This window comes from Spirosoma soli, from assembly GCF_042684525.1.
Classification (GTDB): domain Bacteria; phylum Bacteroidota; class Bacteroidia; order Cytophagales; family Spirosomataceae; genus Spirosoma; species Spirosoma soli.
In genome coordinates this window covers 482,368-503,451 of record NZ_JBHULN010000001.1, presented here as the reverse complement: position 1 = coordinate 503,451, position 21,084 = coordinate 482,368, and the positions used below count along the sequence as shown (strand labels likewise).

General features: G+C 47.2%; 21 protein-coding genes and 1 tRNA gene. 13 read left to right on the top strand and 9 right to left on the bottom strand.

Going from position 1 to position 21,084, the window contains the following annotated elements; genetic code table 11:
* Positions 1-22: 22 nt before the first annotated feature.
* Positions 23-550, top strand: a complete 528-nt coding sequence (locus ACFSUS_RS02010; RefSeq protein WP_381518340.1) for a hypothetical protein — start codon at positions 23-25, stop codon at positions 548-550.
* On the top strand, positions 547-1,053 hold the full coding sequence (locus ACFSUS_RS02005) for a hypothetical protein (protein ID WP_381518337.1): 507 nt from the start codon (positions 547-549) through the stop codon (positions 1,051-1,053). Before ACFSUS_RS02010 ends, ACFSUS_RS02005 begins: the two co-directional genes overlap by 4 nt.
* Before the next feature lie 74 nt (positions 1,054-1,127).
* On the opposite strand, the gene ACFSUS_RS02000 is transcribed toward ACFSUS_RS02005, so the two are convergent.
* A complete protein-coding gene (locus ACFSUS_RS02000; protein ID WP_381518335.1) occupies positions 1,128-2,168 on the bottom strand; it encodes an aldehyde dehydrogenase family protein in 1,041 nt (346 codons plus the stop codon).
* A 135-nt stretch (positions 2,169-2,303) separates the two neighbouring features.
* On the opposite strand from ACFSUS_RS02000, the gene ACFSUS_RS01995 reads away from it, so the two are divergent.
* The 3 genes from ACFSUS_RS01995 (at position 2,304) to ACFSUS_RS01985 (ending at position 5,599) form a co-directional block, all read left to right on the top strand.
* Positions 2,304-2,654 carry a 4Fe-4S dicluster domain-containing protein gene (locus ACFSUS_RS01995; protein ID WP_381518333.1) on the top strand — a complete coding sequence of 117 codons (351 nt, stop codon included), beginning with the start codon at positions 2,304-2,306 and terminating at the stop codon, positions 2,652-2,654.
* Between the two features lie 327 nt (positions 2,655-2,981).
* A complete protein-coding gene (locus tag ACFSUS_RS01990; RefSeq protein ID WP_381518330.1) occupies positions 2,982-4,205 on the top strand; it encodes a porin in 1,224 nt (407 codons plus the stop codon).
* A gap of 65 nt (positions 4,206-4,270) precedes the next feature.
* Positions 4,271-5,599: an ammonium transporter gene (locus ACFSUS_RS01985; protein WP_381518328.1), complete on the top strand. Its 1,329-nt coding sequence runs from the start codon at positions 4,271-4,273 to the stop codon at positions 5,597-5,599.
* A gap of 226 nt (positions 5,600-5,825) precedes the next feature.
* On the opposite strand, the gene ACFSUS_RS01980 is transcribed toward ACFSUS_RS01985, so the two are convergent.
* The 6 genes from ACFSUS_RS01980 to ACFSUS_RS01955 all read right to left on the bottom strand — a co-directional run bounded on the left by ACFSUS_RS01980 (position 5,826) and on the right by ACFSUS_RS01955 (position 12,531).
* The gene (locus tag ACFSUS_RS01980) at positions 5,826-6,194 is read right to left on the bottom strand and encodes a DUF1304 domain-containing protein (protein ID WP_381518324.1); all 369 of its coding nucleotides are present in this window, start codon (positions 6,192-6,194) and stop codon (positions 5,826-5,828) included.
* Positions 6,195-6,330: 136 nt separating this feature from the next.
* On the bottom strand, positions 6,331-6,888 hold the full coding sequence (locus ACFSUS_RS01975; RefSeq protein ID WP_381518321.1) for a D-sedoheptulose-7-phosphate isomerase: 558 nt from the start codon (positions 6,886-6,888) through the stop codon (positions 6,331-6,333).
* Positions 6,889-6,936: 48 nt separating this feature from the next.
* Positions 6,937-7,872, bottom strand: a complete 936-nt coding sequence (locus ACFSUS_RS01970) for an ROK family protein (RefSeq protein WP_381518318.1) — start codon at positions 7,870-7,872, stop codon at positions 6,937-6,939.
* 204 nt (positions 7,873-8,076) lie between these two features.
* Positions 8,077-9,690 (bottom strand): hypothetical protein, encoded by a 1,614-nt coding sequence (locus ACFSUS_RS01965; RefSeq protein WP_381518315.1) that lies wholly within the window; start codon positions 9,688-9,690, stop codon positions 8,077-8,079.
* 260 nt (positions 9,691-9,950) lie between these two features.
* Positions 9,951-11,579 (bottom strand): hypothetical protein, encoded by a 1,629-nt coding sequence (locus tag ACFSUS_RS01960; protein WP_381518314.1) that lies wholly within the window; start codon positions 11,577-11,579, stop codon positions 9,951-9,953.
* A gap of 79 nt (positions 11,580-11,658) precedes the next feature.
* Positions 11,659-12,531, bottom strand: coding sequence for a carbon-nitrogen hydrolase (locus ACFSUS_RS01955; RefSeq protein WP_381518312.1), 873 nt, complete (start codon positions 12,529-12,531; stop codon positions 11,659-11,661).
* A 151-nt stretch (positions 12,532-12,682) separates the two neighbouring features.
* Here ACFSUS_RS01955 and ACFSUS_RS01950 point away from each other — a divergent pair, with 151 nt between their 5' ends.
* From ACFSUS_RS01950 to ACFSUS_RS01930, 5 genes are all read left to right on the top strand, one after another.
* On the top strand, positions 12,683-13,777 hold the full coding sequence (locus tag ACFSUS_RS01950; RefSeq protein WP_381518310.1) for a Gfo/Idh/MocA family protein: 1,095 nt from the start codon (positions 12,683-12,685) through the stop codon (positions 13,775-13,777).
* A 179-nt stretch (positions 13,778-13,956) separates the two neighbouring features.
* Positions 13,957-14,190 (top strand): hypothetical protein, encoded by a 234-nt coding sequence (locus ACFSUS_RS01945; RefSeq protein WP_381518307.1) that lies wholly within the window; start codon positions 13,957-13,959, stop codon positions 14,188-14,190.
* A 317-nt stretch (positions 14,191-14,507) separates the two neighbouring features.
* Positions 14,508-14,699, top strand: coding sequence for a cold-shock protein (locus ACFSUS_RS01940; RefSeq protein ID WP_012925283.1), 192 nt, complete (start codon positions 14,508-14,510; stop codon positions 14,697-14,699).
* Positions 14,700-14,809: 110 nt separating this feature from the next.
* The gene (locus ACFSUS_RS01935; RefSeq protein WP_381518305.1) at positions 14,810-16,951 is read left to right on the top strand and encodes a Tex family protein; all 2,142 of its coding nucleotides are present in this window, start codon (positions 14,810-14,812) and stop codon (positions 16,949-16,951) included.
* A 67-nt stretch (positions 16,952-17,018) separates the two neighbouring features.
* Positions 17,019-17,645 (top strand): C40 family peptidase, encoded by a 627-nt coding sequence (locus ACFSUS_RS01930; RefSeq protein WP_381518302.1) that lies wholly within the window; start codon positions 17,019-17,021, stop codon positions 17,643-17,645.
* Between the two features lie 74 nt (positions 17,646-17,719).
* On the opposite strand, the gene ACFSUS_RS01925 is transcribed toward ACFSUS_RS01930, so the two are convergent.
* Positions 17,720-17,974, bottom strand: coding sequence for a GIY-YIG nuclease family protein (locus tag ACFSUS_RS01925; protein ID WP_381518299.1), 255 nt, complete (start codon positions 17,972-17,974; stop codon positions 17,720-17,722).
* 190 nt (positions 17,975-18,164) lie between these two features.
* Between ACFSUS_RS01925 and ACFSUS_RS01920 the strand changes: the two genes are divergently transcribed.
* Both ACFSUS_RS01920 and ACFSUS_RS01915 read left to right on the top strand, forming a co-directional pair.
* Positions 18,165-18,238 (top strand) — tRNA-Ala (locus ACFSUS_RS01920).
* Positions 18,239-18,374: 136 nt separating this feature from the next.
* A complete protein-coding gene (locus ACFSUS_RS01915) occupies positions 18,375-18,830 on the top strand; it encodes a hypothetical protein (RefSeq protein WP_381518296.1) in 456 nt (151 codons plus the stop codon).
* Positions 18,831-18,921: 91 nt separating this feature from the next.
* Here ACFSUS_RS01915 and ACFSUS_RS01910 read toward each other — a convergent pair whose 3' ends face one another.
* On the bottom strand, positions 18,922-19,422 hold the full coding sequence (locus tag ACFSUS_RS01910) for a DUF3299 domain-containing protein (protein ID WP_381518294.1): 501 nt from the start codon (positions 19,420-19,422) through the stop codon (positions 18,922-18,924).
* Positions 19,423-19,512: 90 nt separating this feature from the next.
* Here ACFSUS_RS01910 and ACFSUS_RS01905 point away from each other — a divergent pair, with 90 nt between their 5' ends.
* The gene (locus tag ACFSUS_RS01905; RefSeq protein WP_381518291.1) at positions 19,513-21,084 is read left to right on the top strand and encodes a sensor histidine kinase; all 1,572 of its coding nucleotides are present in this window, start codon (positions 19,513-19,515) and stop codon (positions 21,082-21,084) included.

The window sequence follows — 21,084 nt, the reverse complement described above, 5'->3', positions numbered from 1 at the left end:
CAGGCAATTAAGATCAAAAGCTATGTCTTTGTTTCCACTGTTGCTGATGGCTGGCGTCGGCGGCTATCTCTACTATTTTTTCTACATCAAGAAGCGCGAGACCGACACCCCCGCGATGCGCGACTTCTACGGCTACCAGCCCGGCGAAACCCTCGACAAAATGTGGCCCAACGGCTTGCTCTGGCTCCGGAAAGTGAGCGACCAGGAGAAGGCTACCGTGACGGCGGGCAATGTAGCCGGCCTGCTGCTGGGCTTCCAGGTGGTGTTGGTCTTCGATACGTTCGCCCTAAGCCTGACAACCGATGGTGTGTTTATCCTCAGGGATAACAAGAAGGAGGGTAATATTGGTACGGTTCGTTTTCGGCAGGCAGATATTCGGGACGTAACCCGGCTGCATCAGGAGAATAATCTGGCTGCGTCGGGGGTAGGTAAGTTTGAGGGCGCATTTGATGTCGAGTTGGCGCTAAAGAATGGGGCTACCTACTGGATTCAGATCCCGGAGAGCGCTTACCTGGCTATGACTGACCTTAACTCATCTAAGGAGTCATGAACAGATTATTTCTGCAATTGACGGTGATTAGCTTGATCAGCCTGTTGGTTTATGGCCAGGCCAGCGGTCAATCAAACGCGGCCCGACCGAACGCGGCCCGACCGAACGCGGCCCGACCGAACGCGGCCCGACCAGAAGTTGGTAAATACTGCAAAGTCTACCGGGCCGGCGAAGGCCTGAAAGTCTTGCTCCTGCGCGTGGGGCCCGAAAGTAAAAACGAAGCGCTGGTGGCGCTGGATGGCTTTGATCATCCATGGGACGGTAAGATTTTCAAAGCGAGCGTTGCCAAAGCCGATGGTCGGCAGGAGTTTACCATCCAGAACGGAGGCCGGCCGTTTGTTGTGCTGGTGTTTAGAGAACGCTACGGGCAGTCCCCGCTTTTTGTGCCTAAATACGGCACCGAAGAAACCGAACGAGCCATTGCTTATTCCGAAGAGCTGTCGGCCAATTGCAAGCCCGATATTTTACTGTCGCAATACCTGAACCAGCAGAAAAGCAACTGATTGTCTGACGACCGCAGCCAATGCGCTGCGGTCATTGACATAACCAGTGAACTCCAACATGCGAGTCCGCTGGCCTATAACTGCGCTAAAAACGCCATTGTATCCACTCCGTCAGCATAATCTGTCAGGCTGGGGCGTTGCGTTTGCCCAAAGGCGATGCTGCCCGGATACCAGCCCTGAGCCGACGCAACCACCTGAATACGATCTTTACGTTCGGCGAGCCAGGCAGCCACATCATCCTGGGTTCGATACGTTTGAAAGTACACTACCGAGATGGGAGAAGCTAACCCATCATTCTGAGTGACTAACAAATAACCGTTATCCAGGTGTGGAACGGCATTAATCAGATATACTGATTTATTGTAGTCGTAATTGTTCTGGTACTTGTGGTTGTTTAAAAACGTTTTGGCCTGGGGTTCCAGAGTTCGGAGTAAAGGCGTGAAGTCATAGTCCTCCGGTACCAGCAAGGTCGATACGTTACGACAGCCAAGGCCATAATAATCCGAAATGTCGTGGCTAAGGCTTAGGAACTCGCTCATGTTCTCTTCGCCCATCAGTAAGCCCACCGACGTGCGGTTTCTGCGGATAATGCTCGGCTTTTTAGCGAAGTAAAATTCAAAGTAACGAGCCGTATTATTGCTACCCGTAGCTATATAAGCCTCGGCCGCATTTAGGCGGTCTGCTTCTTCAATTAAGTCGTTGAATTCTGGATTAAGCTCTTTTAATTTTTGTATTAAATAGTGGATAAGTACAAAATCTTGCGAGCTTAGCTTAGCCAGGAGTTTGTGACCGCTCATCAATACACAAAGCAGGTCGTGGAAACCAACAGCAGGGATGTTACCTGCCATAACAACCCCAACCGTGCGAGGAGTTACGGGAGCGGTATAAGCGTCAGTAGACTCGGGAAAATACTGATTAAGCCACTCGGTTAGCTTGTCAGGTACTAAAAATTCATCAGCAATTGCTCGTAACGCATTCAGCGAGTTAGCAGGTACAAACCAGTTATTTTTGTAATACGCACGTTGGGCAATCTCTTCTAATTCGGGTTGAGCGTCGACCGAGCGAAGAAAGTTTCCCAAGGCCACGAACGTTTGCAGGCGTTCTGATTGCAGCATGTAATCTATTTCCAAGGTTATTCATTGCAGCAACCCTGTAAATTAAATTTTAGTTTGGCGTCAACCTTTAAATAATTATATTTGTTGTCCAATTCACGAGGATAATTTTTTACGATCTATAAATCTGTACTGCTCATGGCAATCATGATCACCGATGAGTGCATCAACTGTGGTGCCTGTGAACCCGAATGTCCTAACACAGCCATCTACGAAGGTGGAGTCGAATGGACATGGGGTGGAGGAACTGAACTTACCGAAGTAGATTTCGGTGATGGCACAGTTGTGAGCGGCAAAGCACCGCAGTCTCCGGTCTCCAATGAATTTTACTACATTGTAAGTGATAAATGTACCGAGTGTATGGGATTCCACGAAGAGCCACAGTGTGCGGCTGTTTGCCCAGTCGATTGCTGTGTACCTGATCCTGAAAATGTAGAGGATGAAGAGACGTTGTTAGCCAAGAAGGCATGGCTTCACGCTGAGGCATAATAACCGCCTGACTAATACAAAAAGGCCCGACCGGTTACCGGTCGGGCCTTTTTGTATTTATCCCATTTCTAAGCGCTTGCATATTGAAAAATGTAGTCAAAATATTATTTGGCATAATGTTAAAAAGGCAGAATATATTGAGAAGTTATAAATATTATATTTTTATAGTATTTTACATTTAATTAATAGAATATCTTTAACAAAATTAACATTTAACTGATAAAAAGCTCAATTGTTTAAGGAAAACTCTTGCGTGGGAATATTTATATCATAAAATTTGTCCCGAACAAACCACAGGCCATTTGTCTACCAAACAAAATAAAGAGTATGAAAAAAACAATTTTACTGCTTAGTTATTTGTTTGCAGGAGCTGCCGTAAAAGCACAGGATACGACGGCTGTTTCCATGAAGAAGTCTACTGAAGCAGCTGCCGCAACAACGCCTACCGAGTCAGTACCTCAAGGAAAGTTTACGTTTTCTGGGTATATGGATACCTACTATTTCGGCAACTTTAATAATCCCAAAAGTCAGTCAAACCTAGGGGTAAACGGAGAGAGTGTTGGCAACGCTCGTGCCTTTGACCAGCGGGCTGGTCAGTTTAGCATTGGCTTAATTCAGGCAAAAGCTGCCTATGGCTCTGAGAAAGTCGATGCGGTTATGGACTTAACCTTTGGACCAAATGCTGACTTAGGTAACTACGGTAATAACATTGGTCCGCTGGGATCGGGGTCAACAGCCTTAGCTATCAAGCAGGCTTACATAACGCTGAAGGCGTCATCAAAACTCTCATTCACGGCTGGTCAGTTCGGTACACATATTGGGTATGAGGTTATCGATGCTCCCGTGAACTTCAACTACTCTTTGTCTAACCTCTTTAATAATGGTCCATTCTACCACATCGGTCTGAAGGCTCAATATGCGTTTAGTGACCGAGTGTCGTTGATGTTGGGCGTGGTTAACAATGTAGACAACCTCAACGATAACAACAAGAAAAAAGGACTTATAGGGCAGTTGTTCTTTGCACCAGTATCGGGCTGGAATGTCTATCTGAACGGAATCATCTCGAACGAAGCTTCGCAGGACGTGGCTGGTGTTCCGGCCGATGATGCGAACTATTCACTCTTTGACCTCACCACTACGTATCAAATTACTCCTAAGTTCTTCCTGGGCTTAAACGCAGCTACGGGTTCGCAGAAAGGCGATTTTCAGAATACTGGTTTTCTTGGAACCGGCGACCCAACCCAGGCAAGAACGTGGGGTGGAGTTGCGGTCTACAGCAACTATGCCTTTACCGACAAGTTTGCTTTCGGCGTCCGCTACGAAGTGTTTGACAATAAGAGCGGTGTGCGGGCCTTGACTGATGCGACGGGTGCAGGAGCGAGTGTAAACTCAATTACGTTTACGGGCAACATCACAGCTGCCGATGGACACATTCTGCTCAAGCCAGAATTACGCCTTGACAGTTACTCGGCTAATAAGTTTGAGAAAAACGATGGCTCATTGACTAAGTCGCAAACTACCCTTGGTATGGCGGCCATCTTCAAGTTTTAATGACGATCACTTCGTTTTCTTAACCGATCTTCTTAATTAAGTACAACAAAAACCCCTCTAGTACAATGCAAAAGCCAAACTACATTCCTCTTGTCATACTGCTGGTTATCAGTGTGGCAGCTATTTTCATGCCTTCTGTCCCGACGCAGATAGTAACGGAAGGTATCAATGCTGGCGACACCGCCTGGATGCTCGTTGCTACGGCCCTTGTGTTATTGATGACACCTGGTTTAGCGTACTTCTACGGTGGAATGGTGAATAACAAGAACGTTATTTCGACGATGCTGCAAAGCTTCATCGCCATGGGCGTAATCAGTGTTTTGTGGGTAGTGGTTGGCTTCAGCCTGGCCTTCGGAACGTCGATCGGTGGTTTCGTCGGTAATCCAATGGATCACTTCATGTTCAAAGGTGTTCTGGATGGTAAGCCCTGGTCGCTGGCCGCATCGATTCCTTTAGTTGTATTTGCGTTCTTCCAGCTGAAGTTTGCGGTTATCACCCCTGCTCTGGTAACGGGTTCAATGGCCGAACGTATTAACTTCCGGTCGTACGTTTTATTTATGATTCTGTTCAGTCTGTTCGTATATGCACCATTAGCGCATATGACCTGGCATCCAGAAGGTATTTTGTTTAAGCGCGGTGTACTTGATTTTGCGGGTGGTACGGTCGTACACATGTCGGCAGGCTGGGCCGCGTTGGCGGGTGCTTTATACCTGAAGCGCCGTAAATCACATCTGGAAGCAAGTTTCTTCCCACCCGCTAATATCCCATTCGTGTTGTTAGGAACGGGTTTATTATGGTTCGGCTGGTTTGGCTTCAATGCTGGTTCGGCAGTAGCCGCTTCTCCGCTGGCCGCTTCCGCTTTTGCTACGACGAATACGGCTGCTGCGGCTGCTGGTTTGGCTTGGGTACTGTTCGACGCTGCTAAAGGCAAGAAAGTATCAGCCCTTGGCTTCTGTATCGGTGCTGTGGTTGGTCTGGTGGCTATTACGCCAGCAGCTGGCTTTGTAACGATTCCAACGGCCATCTTTATCGGTACGGTCGGTGCTATGGTTTCTAACTACGTGGCGCATCTGCGTTCGAAGTCGACCTTAGACGATACGCTTGATGTGTTCCCTTGCCATGGTGTAGGCGGTATGGTTGGCATGATCATGACCGGTATTTTCGCCAGCAAAGGCGTAAACTCGGCTGTTGCGATTGAAGGTCTGGCTTTCGGCGAAACAGGACTGTTCGTTGAGCACATGATTGCCTTGGTAGCTGTATCAGCATTCGCCTTTGGTATGTCGCTGTTATTACTGAAAATAACGGATTTGATTCTGCCGCTACGTGTTTCGGAGGAAGACGAAAAATCGGGTCTGGACGTTAGTCAGCACGATGAATTCCTGGTCGAAGCCTAAGCTATAACAACATAGCCACAGGCACCCTGTCTGACCGAAATGTCCGACAGCTTTACTGTGGTTTTGTTGTACTCATGGAGCCGCTCCCGCTTGGGGGCGGTTTCCTGCTTTCAGCTAGTTGTTGATTCGGCGCCGAGTGTGGTCAAATACTGTCAAGACTCGTCAGATATTGATAAGAAGCTTCGCTCATAACCCCATGACTAATCTTACAGCACTTAACCATCAATTACATACCTACCAGCAAAGTAAACGCTATGGCAATAATGGCGGGTAGTGCCTGAACAAAGAAAATAGATCGTTGCGCCGTTATGGCTCCGTAAATGCCAGCAATAATAACGCAGCTTAGAAAAAAGCAAGCAACATGACTGCGCCAGGTAAGATCATTGATCAACAATGACCAGATTAATCCGGCGGCCAAAAAGCCATTGTACAAACCTTGATTAGCTGCCAGGGCTTTTGTTTTATCAAACAAGTCAGGCGGAAAGGATTTAAATGTTGTCCGGCCTTTGGTCGTCCACGCAAACATTTCTATCCATAATATGTAAATGTGCTCTATGGCTACAAGACTAATCAAGATTCTGGTGATAATTTCCATTGTCGATTCAGGTACTTGTGGAGGTAATGCAAAGCAAATTTTACACTTTATCTAATGCAGAGAAACAGGATGAACATAGGCGCTACCTGCTAACGGTAGTCATCACGCACCAGAAGTTGGTCAACTAGATTGCTAGCTAGGATTCGATAAACCCATAACACAGCATATGGCAAATGGTCATTTGGGCGTCTTCTACACGTCCATAATGTTCATCCTGAATAACAATCGACTCATGAGCAAGGTCGGCTAATCTACCACGCTTACCACCAACCAGGGCAATCGTTGTCAGACCGTGGTCGTTAGCCCATTGCACGGCTTTCACTACGTTTGGCGAGTTACCACTGACGCTCAATGTAATGACCAGATCACCGGGCTGAGCATAGTTCTGTAGCTGTTGAACATACACGTCTTCATAGGCATAGTCGTTGCCAAGCGCCGTAATCCAGGAAACGTTTTCATTGAGGGATAAACACCGGAAACGTTTGCCCATCCGGTCTGAGGCACTCTTGCCCAAATCAGTGATAAAATGTGATACGTTGGAGGCACTACCGCCATTACCAAAGGCAAACAGCTGCCGGTCCTCCGCCCAACACTTTTTTACCAAGTCAATCAAATGTTCTACCCGGTCAAGAGGGATCGTATCGTAAGTGGCCTTCTGCCGATTTATGTATGTCTCAAAATAGGCTAAGTTCATTTGATAGTTCGTAAAGGGCTTAAGAATAGAGAAATTTACAGCAGTAGCTCACTGAACTAAAGCCAATGCACCTACAGGTACAGCGTCCTCCCCAAGTTTTGCGAGCAGGATAACAGGAGTAGGATGAAAAGCATTAATGACAAACCGCGGCAACGCCTGGCGAACAGCGGCCCGTAGCGGTTCGCCAATTAACGACAAACCGCCCCCTAACACAATGGCTTCTGGGTGAAACAAGTGAACAACGTGCGAGAGTCCTAAAGCCAGCACCGAGCCAATCTGCTCAATTAACATACGGGCGGCCGGGTCACTAGCCTCGTAGGCTGGATGCAGAAAACGGGCTTCTTTGCCAGTGTAACCAGCCGTATGTGCTTCCTCCACCAAACGTTTCAATACGGAGTCTGCTGGTAATTGAGGAAGCAGGTCCTGAATTTGCTTATCGACTGCCCAGCCCGATATTGTCTGCTCAATGGTTTGCCCGGGCAAGTCTGCTCCGCTGGGTGGCACTAGCCACAGATGACCGATTTCGGCTTCGCCGGGTGTGGCTCCGTGATAAAGCTGCCCATTTACAACCAAGCCCCCACCAACGCCACTACCTAGCGTAACGTAAAATACGTGCTTGAAGCCAGTGGCTACGCCTTGGCGGGCCTCGCCAAGAGCGGCCACATTCGCGTCGTTTTCTACCCGAACCACAGCACCGGGCACCCGTTCGCTTAGCCATGCAGCCAACTCAAAGCCCGCCCAGCCACCAACCTGGTGCGAGGTAGCGATTCGGCCAGTTTCCCAATTCAAGGGCCCCCCGAACCCCACACCAATTGCCTGGGGTGGTTCGGGTAGTTCCTGAATTGTGGTATAAATTTGAGACAATATGCCATCAGCGCCTTGGGCTGGGTCTACCTCAAAGCGAAACCGTTGCGCAATCCGGCCGGTCATGTCGTCGGTAATCAATTGTAACTTCGTTCCGCCAATTTCAATACCAAGATTCATGGAGTAGGATAAGGAACAACAAAAGGCTAAGACGTGAAATTAGCGGTTTCGTCTATAATAAGTGCTGAATTATTGTGTTTCTGCTGATAAGCCGGTAAAGGTATCAGTCTGAACAGTTTGCCATCAAGCTGGGCAACGACTGGATCTGATCAACAGCGAAAGCGGCTTGAAGCCAAGCTGACCGACAAACTTAAGGTTACAACATTAAGATGAGTGCGTATGCTTTGCCATGAATCGGTCATTCCGCACATAAACCAATATGCCTTCCTTGTAGCTAACCAGCTGATAGTTTGCTTCAATAAATGTTTGCAAAGCCGGTATCGTTTCGTGAGCCACCTGGTTTGGATGATTGAATAAACTATTAGCCCGCACTTCATCAATAAAAACGCTGGGGCGATTACGTTTAATGTCATTAACGTATTGACGGCGATACCAGTCAACTAAGGCCAGATTATGGAGTGCGCCCAACGAGTTCGTTTTCATGCACCGGATGGAATGGTTCTCCCGTGTGGCTTGTCGTAGTCCCGATGTTGTGTAGTATCGGCAGTTCCACCCCCAGACGGCCAGGCAATCTGTTGGCTTTGCGTAGTAGTTTATCAAAGAAGTTACTATGCGCTCGTGGAATGGTACTGATGCGGGCGAAAAATGTTGATTCTGCCGATCTAATTTCAACCAGTAGGTCGCTAACTGCCCAATCAACAGGATAACCGCTATCGTCTGGTAAGATACTCGAAAAGGGCTATACGTATCCCGCTGAAAAAACAACTGTTGAAGGATGTATCCATTAAGGAGAGTTATAGGCGTGATGGTATAAAACAGATAGTGTTCAAAGACGTAGCCGGTACGAGCAACTACCCAGAATGATACGATTAGGTTGGCCCACAAGAACCACCAGAACCGGCTACGTAACAGTTTACGGTACTGGTTTGTGGTTCGGCTAAGACCGAAAAACGCCCATAGCAAACCACTGAATAATAGAAATAACAAATAGTCGTAGGAAGAGCCAAAAACCAGCTTCATAACCATGTACAAACTGTTTCCTGCATTATAATGCACTAGATTAGTCTGAATATACATGACATAGCTGTCATGCAAAAGGGCGTGCGTAGCTAAAAAAGTAAGTAACACACTTAACATAGTAACAGCACCTCCGGCGAGTACTACCAGGGCCAGTCGTCGTCGGGCGGCAGTCAGCGATGAGCTGAACAGCTCTACACCTGCATACAGTAAATACAACAGAGCCACTGGGCCTCCCTGCAGTTTGGCTAACGGAACCAGAAAGCATACTGCTCCTAACGTCCAATACAAATACAGAGGTGCCTCTGCGAGTGTCCTGATTCGAGCTAGAATATATGAAGCTACTGCGAGAAGGACTACCGAGGCCAATTCGCTGTTGTAATGGTTGAAGTCTTTATGATTAGAAAATAGAAAAAAGCTGTAAGTAATAGCTATGGCGACTAGTGCAGTTCGTGCATTAACTAGCAGTAATAGGGTGCGATAAGTAATCCAAACCCCCAGTAGAATCAGAGTGGTTGATAGCCAGTGTAAGTGAACGTAACTAAAGCTTAAGCCGATTTGATCCAATAACCAAATAAGATAGCTATTGATGGGACCGCTTGTTGTACCATCTACTGAACGCCAGAAAACAGGATCATGCTTAAGGGTGATAGCTTGGGTAAGCATTTGACTTTCGTCGGGGTTGATCGGGCCATTGTAAGTCAGAAAGGGCATTTTAGCAATGATATACATACTGGCTAGAATGACTACCCCAACCCACTCCTGAGCAAACCACCGGTTAGATTTCAAACGAATATCCATAAAATGCAATTTATTCTAATAGTTCTATAGATTATATATTCTATATATGCCTATTTAAATTCAACGCTCATATGACGAACATTGTTACATAATCAAAAGCCGTTGTTAGTTAACCAGGTCGTCAGAGCACAAGAATGTTGACTAATAATAAGAGGAGAGTCATGAAGGAGCCGTTATTAGTAAAGGAACAGCCTACTGATGTAGACGACGTATCATCTAAATCAGTAGGCTGACTTTATTGTCTGATTATGAATGTTTGCTTAATGGATGGACCGTTTACTATCCGTAGAGCGCTTCATGGTTGCCCGACCTAAGTAAATCTCATCTCCCTTCAGAGTAAGGGCGGTATAAAAATTATAGCCGTTCTGCACGTAGCGCATCATCACCTGAGTTGTTTGGTCAGGGCGAGCATAGGCTTTCGTGGCCGCTATCACTATCTGATCGCCGTTAACGATGGCCCGAACAAACGGCAGGTCGCGGGTTTTAATTTGGTTGGCATTGTATTTAAACCAGGTTTTTCCTCCGTCGTACGAACATTCGGTCGCTTCGTTGAGGTACGTTTCTTTACCGTTGAACAGATCGCCATGATGCTTAAAGAGACGCCAAAGGCCGTGAATATAATGCTCGTAGCAGGCGTAATTCCGGTCATTGCCTAACCCTTTCAAGGCTGGGTCATTGGGGGAGGGTTGGTCGGGAATCAAATCTTTGTGGTCGTCCCAGAATAAGACGCCATAAGCCCCTGTGAACCAGTAAAAAACGGCCATGCCTTCGGCAATAGCCGGTGGTGCTGGGTGTTCGGCTTTCAGGCTGTTGGGAAACTCGGCATTTTGCGTGTTAAAAACCCAATGCCAGGCTATGCGTTTCTTGGGCGAAAGCCTCAGGTTTACTTCTTGCTCGCCTAGTAGAGCAGCTAGCCAGTGTCGGCTTCCATCATCAGTATGGCTCGCTGAGTAGTCAAATTCGGGATAGAGGTAATAGGTGCCCGGCATTTGAAAATCAACGTAATCGGAAAAGGACTTGCCTACTATGTCGTCGGGCATACCGCGTTCACGGCTGGTCGCCGTGTGTTTAGCAGGCATATTCCAGAGCCATTCCGGAGTGGTCGTATAGTCTCTGGCACGAGAATAGCCGAAGCTGTTGTGCGGCACAGGTGTGATGGAGCCAATCTCAGTTTGGGTACTGATATTTTCTTTAAACGTCTTTGCCATGAACGTGTACAAATTAGCATGTTCCTGCTCGTTACCAGCGCTCGTCCCGTCGTTTTCAATGTCCAGAAAAATCTTGCCAAACGTACTCTTCCAGCCACTGGGCGGACAGTCGCCAAAAAACACGCAGCTCGATTGCATCTCCATCGCAGCCTGGTGCAGCGTATTGCGGTTATTCGTTTTGGCATTAGGCGGGTTGCGGTAGACAACGTTCTTCGCTTGTTCGCTATCCCGTGCCCAACCTAGTCCAAACCCTTCGGTGAAATAGTTCTGATATAAGATCACGGCTCGTTGACTTTGCGCTAAGTTACTCTTCCATCCCCGTGGCGGACTGATATCAGGCCAGATCTCTACATTGGGCACCATATTGCCTCGCTCAACTGAAGAAAAGCCACGCCGAAAGAGCTTGGTGCGGTCTTGCTGGACGTGCAGATTACGCCCCGCTCCTGAGAACGTAATGGTTTTAGTTGCAGGCAGGGTGAAATCGCCAACCACATCAATGTTGTAATACCCTTTGCGGGTAGTTGGTGTAAATTGTGCACGTGGGGTCGATATGAGCGATGTTTGCGCTGGTAAAGGACCCTGCAAATGAATTCCCTCTGGCGCCGTAGGTTCCAGCAAGTTCGTATACCAAAAGCCTAAGCCAGCGAGGCTGGTTACTAAAACAGACAGGAGTAGTTTCATCGATCGAGTCAAGGGCTTGATAATGTATAGTAAAGGAGAAGAGTTACCTGCTCAGGAACAGGTAACTCCTTAAAAAAAGCTACTCGTCGATATACCGTTTTGTGATGGGCTGATATGAATCAATACGTCTATCCCGGAAATAAGGCCAGGTTGTCCGGTACTTTTCGGACAGGGCCAGATCCACTTCCTGTACGTGAACAAGCTCCTGGTCGTGGGGCGCCAAATACAACAATGACCCAAAGGGATTAGCGACAAAAGAACCACCCCAGAACTGCTGATCGGCCTCCCGACCCACGCGATTTACGGCGACCACATGGACGCCGTTGGCAATGGCATGACTACGCTGAATGGTTTGCCAGGCATTGTATTGCTCTTCGTTCTGCTTAGGATCGGGTTCGTTCGTATCCCAGCCGATGGCAGTAGGATAGAAGAGGACCTCAGCGCCCATCAAGGCTGTAATACGAGCGGCTTCAGGATACCACTGATCCCAACAGATTAGAACGCCAATTCGGGCATACTTTGTATCGAAAACCTTATAGCCTAGATCACCGGGTGTGAAGTAAAACTTCTCGTAGTATCCCGGATCATCCGGAATGTGCATCTTTCGATACTTACCTAAATACGACCCATCGGCATCTAACACCGCTGTTGTGTTATGATAAAGCCCCTGCGCCCGTTTCTCGAACAGCGATGCCACAATAACCACGCCTAGTTCTCCGGCTAACTTTCCCAGCCGCTCCGTCGTAGGGCCAGGAATCGCTTCGGCCAGGCTGAAATTATGGTGATCTTCGACATCGCAGAAATACAGCGACGTAAACAATTCCTGAAGGCAAACGATCTGGGCCCCTTTCTGGGCGGCTTCACGGATGCCGTTGATGGCTTTCTGGATGTTAGACTCAACGTCGGCCGAGCAACTCATCTGTACTAAGCCAATATTCACTTTCTTTGACATGAGACAAAATTAGGAGGTTCTGAACAGACAACGCCTAACCCAACAAAAGTCTTAGTTGCCGGGTTCGATAGAAATTTTTTAGTTTATTACTTAAAATTGGGTATACTTTAGAAATTGCGCTTCGAACGTTTAGTCGTAAACCCAAACTTTCATGACCTCTCGTAGAACATTCCTGAATGCAGCTGCGCTTACCAGTGCAGCCGCGGCTTTTTCTCCTCACGTCCTTCTGTCTGCTACGCGCCCGGCTAAAGATAAATTAGGTGTAGCGCTCGTGGGCCTGGGTTACTACAGCACAGATTTGTTGGCTCCCGCCTTACAGAAAACGAAAAATTGCTACCTGGCCGGTATAGTGACCGGTACACCAGCCAAAGCAGAGAAGTGGAAGCAGCAGTATAATATTCCCGACAAGAATATCTATTCCTACCAGACGTTCGATCAGATCGCCAACAACCCCGACATTGATGTGGTCTACGTGGTGTTGCCCCCTTCGATGCACGAAGAGTATGTAATCCGGGCGGCCAAGGCCGGAAAGCACGTCTGGGTTGAAAAACCGATGGCTGTCACGGCAAAAGAATGCCAGAACATGATTGACGCCTGCAATAAGAACAAGCGATCATTGGCGGTTGGTTACCGACTTCACCATGAGCCAAACACGCAGGAGTACATTCGGGTGTTACGTGAAGGGCAGATTGGCAAAATTCAGATGGTAAGCTGCTCGGCCGGTTACTATGATCAACGAACTGACCACTGGAAACAAAAGAAAGAAATGGGTGGGGGTGTTATGTATGACATGGGCGTATATGTGTTACAAGGCGCTCGTCTGGCAACGGGCGAGGAACCTATTGCGGTAACAGCCCAACAGTTTACCACCCGTCCTGAAGTCTATAAAAATGGGCTTGACGAGACCTCAATGGCTCAATTAATTTTTCCGAGCGGTGCACGAGCAGCCGTTCAAACGAGCTATGGTATGAATATGAATTACCTGCACGTAACCGGTAATAAAGGCAAATTGCAGATGGAGCCCTACTCTGCTTACAATGGCGTGAAAGGTCAATGGAATGGCGGTAAGATTGAACATCCTTACGAAGTGCCCTGGCAACAAACTAAGCAAATGGATGACGATGCCGAAGCCATTCTTAAAAATAAACCTGTGTTGGCGCCTGGTGAAGAAGGTTTACGTGACATCAAAATTGTAGAAGCTATATATAAAGCGGCTAAAACAGGATCTGAAGTAAAGATTTCATAATAGTTGTCAGGCCAGGCTTCATTAGCCGGGCCTGACAACTGTACTGTATTGCAAGCTCTTACTAGTTTGGGTATTTTACTTGTATTATAGGAGTGTTTTTGTTGTGGTTTATAAAGTAAGGATGGACATTTGGCTTGACGCTGGCTTTTTGCTTATTTCGCTTGTCAACCCCAATTAATATGCAGCCCGCCGACTTTACGAAACTTCCTGCTCAGCAGCAACTCGATACGCTCTATTTCGCGGGCGATATACTCGCCAACCGATACGAAGGTGATAGCATTTTTCTGCTGTACAACCTTCGTGATTTTTATGTAGAGCTTAAGTATGACGCCTACAACAATAGCCTCAATCAGGTAACCACCTTCCGTGACACCGACAAGTTAGAGCCGTACTTGCCTTACTTAACTATTTAACCGAAGGAGTGAGGCTGCGTCCGAGCTCATATTGCTACAAAATAGTCAAGCAAAGCAAGTCTGTAATGTTAATAACTCACTGTTAGCAAATTACAGAATAGCTTTTACTGCGTTATCAAATTTTTAATTTGTAACTCGCTGGTGCTACGTAGCTAGTTAATGGTTGCCTTTATGAACAATTATATAGGCCTTTCCTGGCTTGTAAGGGCATTTTGGGCCGTTTGTGAAAATAATTTGGGTATATAAGGGAAAATTTGTGAGGACATTTGGAAATCAAGTTTATTGTGCCGTCCTTCGCTTAAATTTTAAAACAAGCAATGCAAACAGGAACTGTAAAATTCTTTAATGAAACCAAAGGGTTTGGCTTCATTAAACCCGATGACGGTGGCGAAGACATTTTTGTACACGCTTCCGGTCTCATCGACCAAATCCGTGAAAACGACAAGGTTAAGTTCAATGTCGAGCGCGGTAAGAAAGGCTTAAATGCCGTGAACGTCGAAATGGCTTAATCGTAAGATATACCGAAGACAACCGTTGTAAAAAACATGCCATCTGGCATGTTTTTTTTTGCCCTATCGGTTCGGAGGGCCATTTTTGTGGTTGTATTACCTTTTATTGCATGACCCAATCCTCCGAACAACGCCGGGTTCCAGAGCGTACTGCTGCCCAACTTGGCTTAAACGCCCGATCCGTAGCCGCAACTATTGACCTACTAGACGGCGGAGCCACTGTACCATTCATTGCCCGTTATCGTAAAGAAGCCACTAATCAACTTGACGAAGTCCAGATTCTGGCGATTAAAGAGACGTACCAGAAGCTGCTTGAACTCGATAAGCGCCGAGAGGCTATCCTTAAATCCATCGATGAACAAGGTAAGTTAACCCCCGAGCTGCGCCGGAAAATTGAAGTCACTGATTCGCTGACCGACCTCGAAGACCTTTATCTACCTTACAAACAGAAACGTAAAACGCGCGCTACTATCGCCATTGAGCGAGGACTGGAACCGCTGGCTAATCTGATTTTTGCCCAACGCGAAACTGACATCGAACGATTGGTGCAACGCTATATCTCTGATGCAGTACCAACCCTTGCCGACGCGTTACAGGGTGCGCGCGATATTTTGGCAGAGCGGGTGAGCGAAGATGTTGATGCTCGACAGCGAATTCGAAATCTTTTTGAGCGTGAAGCGATCATTCGGTCTGTCGTTAAAAAGGGTAAGGATCAGGAAGGCGTTAAGTATAAAGATTACTTCGATTTTGCCGAACCGTTACGGCGGGTACCCTCTCATCGATTGCTTGCCCTGCGTCGCGGAGAAGCCGAAGGGGTGTTGAGTGTCAGCATTGGCCCCGACGAGGACGTCGCTATTGAACGGCTCGAACGCCAATTTATAAACGAGCGCTCTGCATCACGGTCCTGCAAAGACCAGCTGGCACTGGCTATCCGCGATGGTTATAAACGCCTGCTCAAGCCATCGCTGGAAACGGAATTTGACAATCGTTCGAAAGAGAAAGCCGACACAGAAGCTATTCAGATTTTTGCCGAGAATTTGCGCCAACTGCTGCTTAGTCCACCATTGGGGCAGCAACGTGTGCTGGCAATTGATCCGGGCTACCGGACGGGTTGCAAAGCCGTTTGCCTCGATGCCCAAGGTAATCTACTGGTCGATACAGTTCTGTATCTGTTTCAATCGGAAAATCAAAAGCAGCAGGCCGCTCAGACGGTTCAACATTACGTAGCTCAGTATAAGATCGATGCCATCGCCATTGGTAATGGAACGGCCGGGCGTGAGACCGAAGCGTTTGTACAGAGCCTGAATCCCGGAAAACCTGTTTTCATGGTCAGTGAGCAAGGTGCATCGGTCTATTCAGCTTCTGAAGTAGCTCGCGAAGAGTTTCCTAAACACGACGTTACCGTGCGAGGAGCGGTTAGTATCGGCCGACGGTTAATGGACCCTTTAGCTGAACTCGTTAAGATTGATCCCAAATCGATTGGTGTTGGCCAATACCAGCATGATGTAGATCAAAGCGGCTTAAAAACGAGCCTCGACACTGTTGTTGAAAGTTGTGTTAACCAGGTTGGCGTATCGCTTAATACAGCCAGTGCTTATTTACTCCGCTATGTGTCAGGGCTGGGACCTCAGCTTGCCGGTAACATTGTGGCTTATAGAGCAGAAAACGGTGCCTTCAAGTCCCGTGAGCAGCTCAAAAAAGTGCCCCGCCTTGGTCCAAAAGCGTTCGAGCAGTGTGCCGGATTTCTGCGTATTGAGGGTGCCACGAACCCATTAGACAATAGTGCGGTGCATCCTGAACGTTACGCCGTTGTCGAACGAATGGCGGCTGACGTCCGAAGTACCGTGGCTGATCTGATCAAGAAACCTGATTTACGTAAACAAATTAAGCTGGAACAGTACGTATCTACCTCTGTTGGCTTACCAACGCTGCGTGATATTTTGACTGAGCTGGAGAAACCCGGCCGCGATCCTCGGGAGCAGCTTTCCGTGTTCGAGTATGACGACCGAGTTCGATCGGTAGAGGACTTACACGAGGGTATGGTGCTGTCGGGCGTTGTAACAAACATCACGGCTTTTGGAGCATTTGTAGATATTGGTGTCAAGCAAGACGGCTTAGTGCACGTGTCACAGTTGGCTAATCACTACGTTTCTGATCCTAAAACAGTGGTGAAAGTGTACCAGAAAGTAAAAGTTAAGGTGTTAGAAGTAGATACCGCGCGGAAACGAATTGCGTTATCTATGAAAATTTGATAGGTTGCGTCTATCTCCCGTGTCTTACTTACGAGTGAGACATGGGACTGAACCTAATCCCATCCGTATGCAACAACGCTGGTTCCGGGTTATTTCGCCCGTTCTACTTTGTGCTTGCTCTCTTTCACTACTGACTGCCTGTGAAGCGCTGCGTTCTTCCGGCCCATCGCATTCCGTTAGCCGTCGTGCCGCTTCGTCAAGACCGGTTGCCCGTCGAACACCAACCGGCAAAACCCCAGCGCGTCCGCCTGCTATTCCGGCTAAAGCAACCGGTAAAACTGTGGACACGCGCACGTATGAGAATCGCTACGTTCCGGAGGTTGTCAAGATTGCCCGGACGTACACGGGGACCCCTTATCGCTCCGGTGGTAACACTACCGACGGTATTGACTGCTCCGGTCTGGTATACGCCGTTTTCAATACGGTTGGTCTGAAAATGCCCCGTATTTCCTGGCAGCAATCAGAAGTAGGGCGAGAGGTGGAAGTGAACGATATTTTGCCGGGCGATCTAATCTTTTTTGTGCCCGATAAAGGGCAAGCAGGCTACGTATCGCACACTGGAATTGTCACCGAGGTAAACGGGGCGCAAGATATTCGGTTTATTCATGCGTCGTCTTCGCGAGGTGTGCGTGAAGACAATCTGTACGCTGACTATTTCAAAGGTCGATTCGTAAAAGCATTACGACCGTTTTAAGCAAAAACAAAGAATTACAGTAAACAAAAAGACCGCCTTCCGGAGCGGTCTTTTTGTTGGTAAACGTAAACGATTTAAGCAGTGAGCTGGGTTTTATTGATTAATTCTTCCCAGAACACACGATCCTTTTTCTTTAATTTCATTTCTAAACTAAGAGCCTCATTCCGAGTAGCAAACTGCTGCGTAAACTTGACCTCCCATGGCTTACCGGCGGCAGTTGCAGGGTTCGTTTTGGCGTTGTGCTGCCACAGGCTGATTTTTAAGTCTTTGGTTTGGCCAATGTGATATTGGTCGGTCGAGGGGCTGTAAATAATATAGACGGTATGCATACGTGTCTGGACTATTATCAAAACTACGCATTTGTTAATACAAAACAAACTCTATTTGAGAGAGCGGGTAAGTTCCTGGTACTATTGAAAAAATATAGCCTCAGTTTGGGCTGATTCGTTTTTTTGCTCATATTTGCACCCACAAAAAGGAAGTACAAAGAAGGGTTTGCTTATTTTGTACTTCTCTAATGGGGGATTAGCTCAGTTGGCTAGAGCGCTACAATGGCATTGTAGAGGCCATCGGTTCGAATCCGATATTCTCCACTGTAGTGACACAAAGCTAATATGACGCCTGGTACAGCAATGTATTGGGCGTTTTTGGTTTAAAGCCCTTCAGGCTGAAATGCCTGATAAGTTCGTATTATTGCTAAGTTATCGCTTATACATTGTACCGTTCCATATGAAAAAAACCTTTACCGCTCTAACCATACTTTGCCTCTTTGTCTGCTTCGGTTGTAAGCAGGAAGCCGATATTGACCTCAGAGACCGGTACATTGGCCGATATGATTTAACCGTCACAAGTGCATTTACCGTCGCCAACACCTCTGGACCGCTTATAATGGCAACGAATACGGATTTCTTGTACGTGAGTAAAGGTGAGCAATTAACGGAGCTTCGGTTCGAATTCTCGAAGAAAACTTTAGTAGCTTCTTTAAAAGGAGAAGGGAAGTTCGATATTGCTCCGCAGACGAGTAAAGTATATATGTATTCGACAGGTACAGAGTATTTACAGAATTTTAATGGCGAAGGCAGTTTTACGGGTAATCGAGTTACGTTGCGTTTAACCTCTAAAACGGATTTTGTTGCCACGCAAAGCAAAGAGGAGATGACAATAAAAGGGGATAAGTTACCCTAGTATTATTTGTATTGTCTGTCAAAATTCCATCTACCAAAAAGCCCTGACCAACTTGGTCAGGGCTTTAGTTTTTAATAACTAAGCTGCTATTCTACTGCTCAATCATCTCGGCATCGGCTAAGATGTAGTTCAGCTCGTAGATATTGTCAGCATTCAGCTTAAGCGTACCACGGAATGTACGACGTTCGTCTGTTTTAAATTTCTTACCCGCTTTTTTAAACTTCAGTGAAACAACCGATTCGGGGCCAGCACCTCCGCAAAAAAAGCACGCGCTATACGGAAAAGCCGATAGTACGTATATGTTAGATTCGAGATCAACTGGCAGTACATACCCAGTTAATTCAACCGCCTTGCCGTTTAGCTTTTGAATACTCTGACCAAAGGTGGGGTACAGCATGTAAACCGATTCTTCGGCATACCATTTTTTCTTGAACGTGACATCGCGTAGGACTTCCCACGAAAGCTTTACCGGTTCTACAGCAACCGGTGTCGACTTAACTGCCGAACCATGGGTCTTGGCCAGCGGGAGAGCCGGACGAAACGCCGGACTGATAAGGGAAACAAGCAACAAGACAATCAGCAAACGGTTCATGGCGTTGGGTACTTATAAGGTAGGAAACACGGGTAAAATTACAAAAAAGATTACTTTTACTTATTCAAATTTGTTTCGACCACGCTAATCGTGTCCGATACTTTCGACGATAACACAAAAGAAGGCTTCGCAATTCCCGTTCGGTTCACCCGACTGTATGTGACGCTACTTATTATTCTGGCCGTTCTGTTGACAGTGGGTCAAGGGCTTACACAATGGCGGCTGCGGGCTTTTCAGGACGAACTCTGGGTGATTCGTTATGCCGCTCTGCAACGCCACCAAAGTCAGCAGATTGTTAAGCAGGCTCTGCAACTAACCGACGTAAACGAAAAGGCAAACTTTGCTCAGAATGTGGCTGAGCTACGGTATGTGCTGCCTAAACTTGAGCGGTACCATCTTCAGGGCCGCGAAGGACGTGTGTATGAACGTAACGTAGCTGTTCCTAATTCAGAGACCGTACAGCAGTTATACGAAGGAATTCGACCCGAGTTCGAATCCTTCCGCCGGGGAGCTCGTAGGTTGATGCAAATGCAACAGTTTGACGATGTGGCTCGGCCTGATGTCCAGGCTGGTCTCAAACTCTTATTAGCCAATGAGAAACCCTTTCTCGAAGAAATAGATGGTATTGTTCGAGAATACACCACTGAACTACGGGCCAAACTAAGCTTATTGCAAACGATCGAGTTTTATCTGTATGTGTTCACGGTTGTAGTCTTGATCGGTATTGGCTTATTAATTTTTCGGCCAGCGGCCCGAAAGCTCAAACAAACGTTTGCACAGTTGGTTGAAGCCGAAAGCCGCACAACGGCGGTTAATAAGAAGTTGCTGAGTGCTAACAAGTCCCTAAGAGAAACACGACAAAAATTGTTTGAAGCAACAAAACAGCAATATCAACAACAGATTGATGAACAAAAGCTGCGCACGTCGTATTTGATTGCCGGGCAGGAAGAAGAACGCAAGCGTCTTTCGCGCGAGCTTCATGACGGTCTGGGGCAAATGCTGACGGCGATAAAACTTCAAATTGAAGGGTTAGAAGCAAATTTAAACCGGACCGCTGGCACAGAGCAAAACGGCAACCTCGCTCAAACAAAAAACTTAAAGACGTTAAAAACGTTGGTTACTCAAACGATTCAGGAGACTCGAACAATTTCGAATAATTTGATGCCAAGCGTTCTGAGCGATTTCGGAGTTGTGCCTGCCATTAAAATGCTTGCTGAAAACGACCGTAACGAAAAAGTGGATGTTACATTTGAAACAAACATTACGGCAGAAACACCTCGTCTGGACAAGAATGTTGAAATCATGCTGTACCGTGTGACGCAGGAAGCGGTTAGTAATGCCGTGAGGCACGCAAACCCGTCGCATATCCATATTGAGTTAACGGATCGGGGAAATACGCTGCAACTGGCTATAACTGACGACGGGCATGGGTTTCGAGTACCACGTAAAAGTCCGACAAAGACGACAGAAGAAAATTCTAACGAAATAAACAAAGAGCGAACCACCAAACTACGGCCGCCCTCGCAGGGTCTTCATAATATGCAGGAACGGGCTAAATTGCTCAACGGTAAATTTAAAATCCATTCTACACCGGGAAGAGGTACGAAAGTACAGGTTAGTATTCCCTACCAAACACACTCCGCTCATCATGACACCTACTAA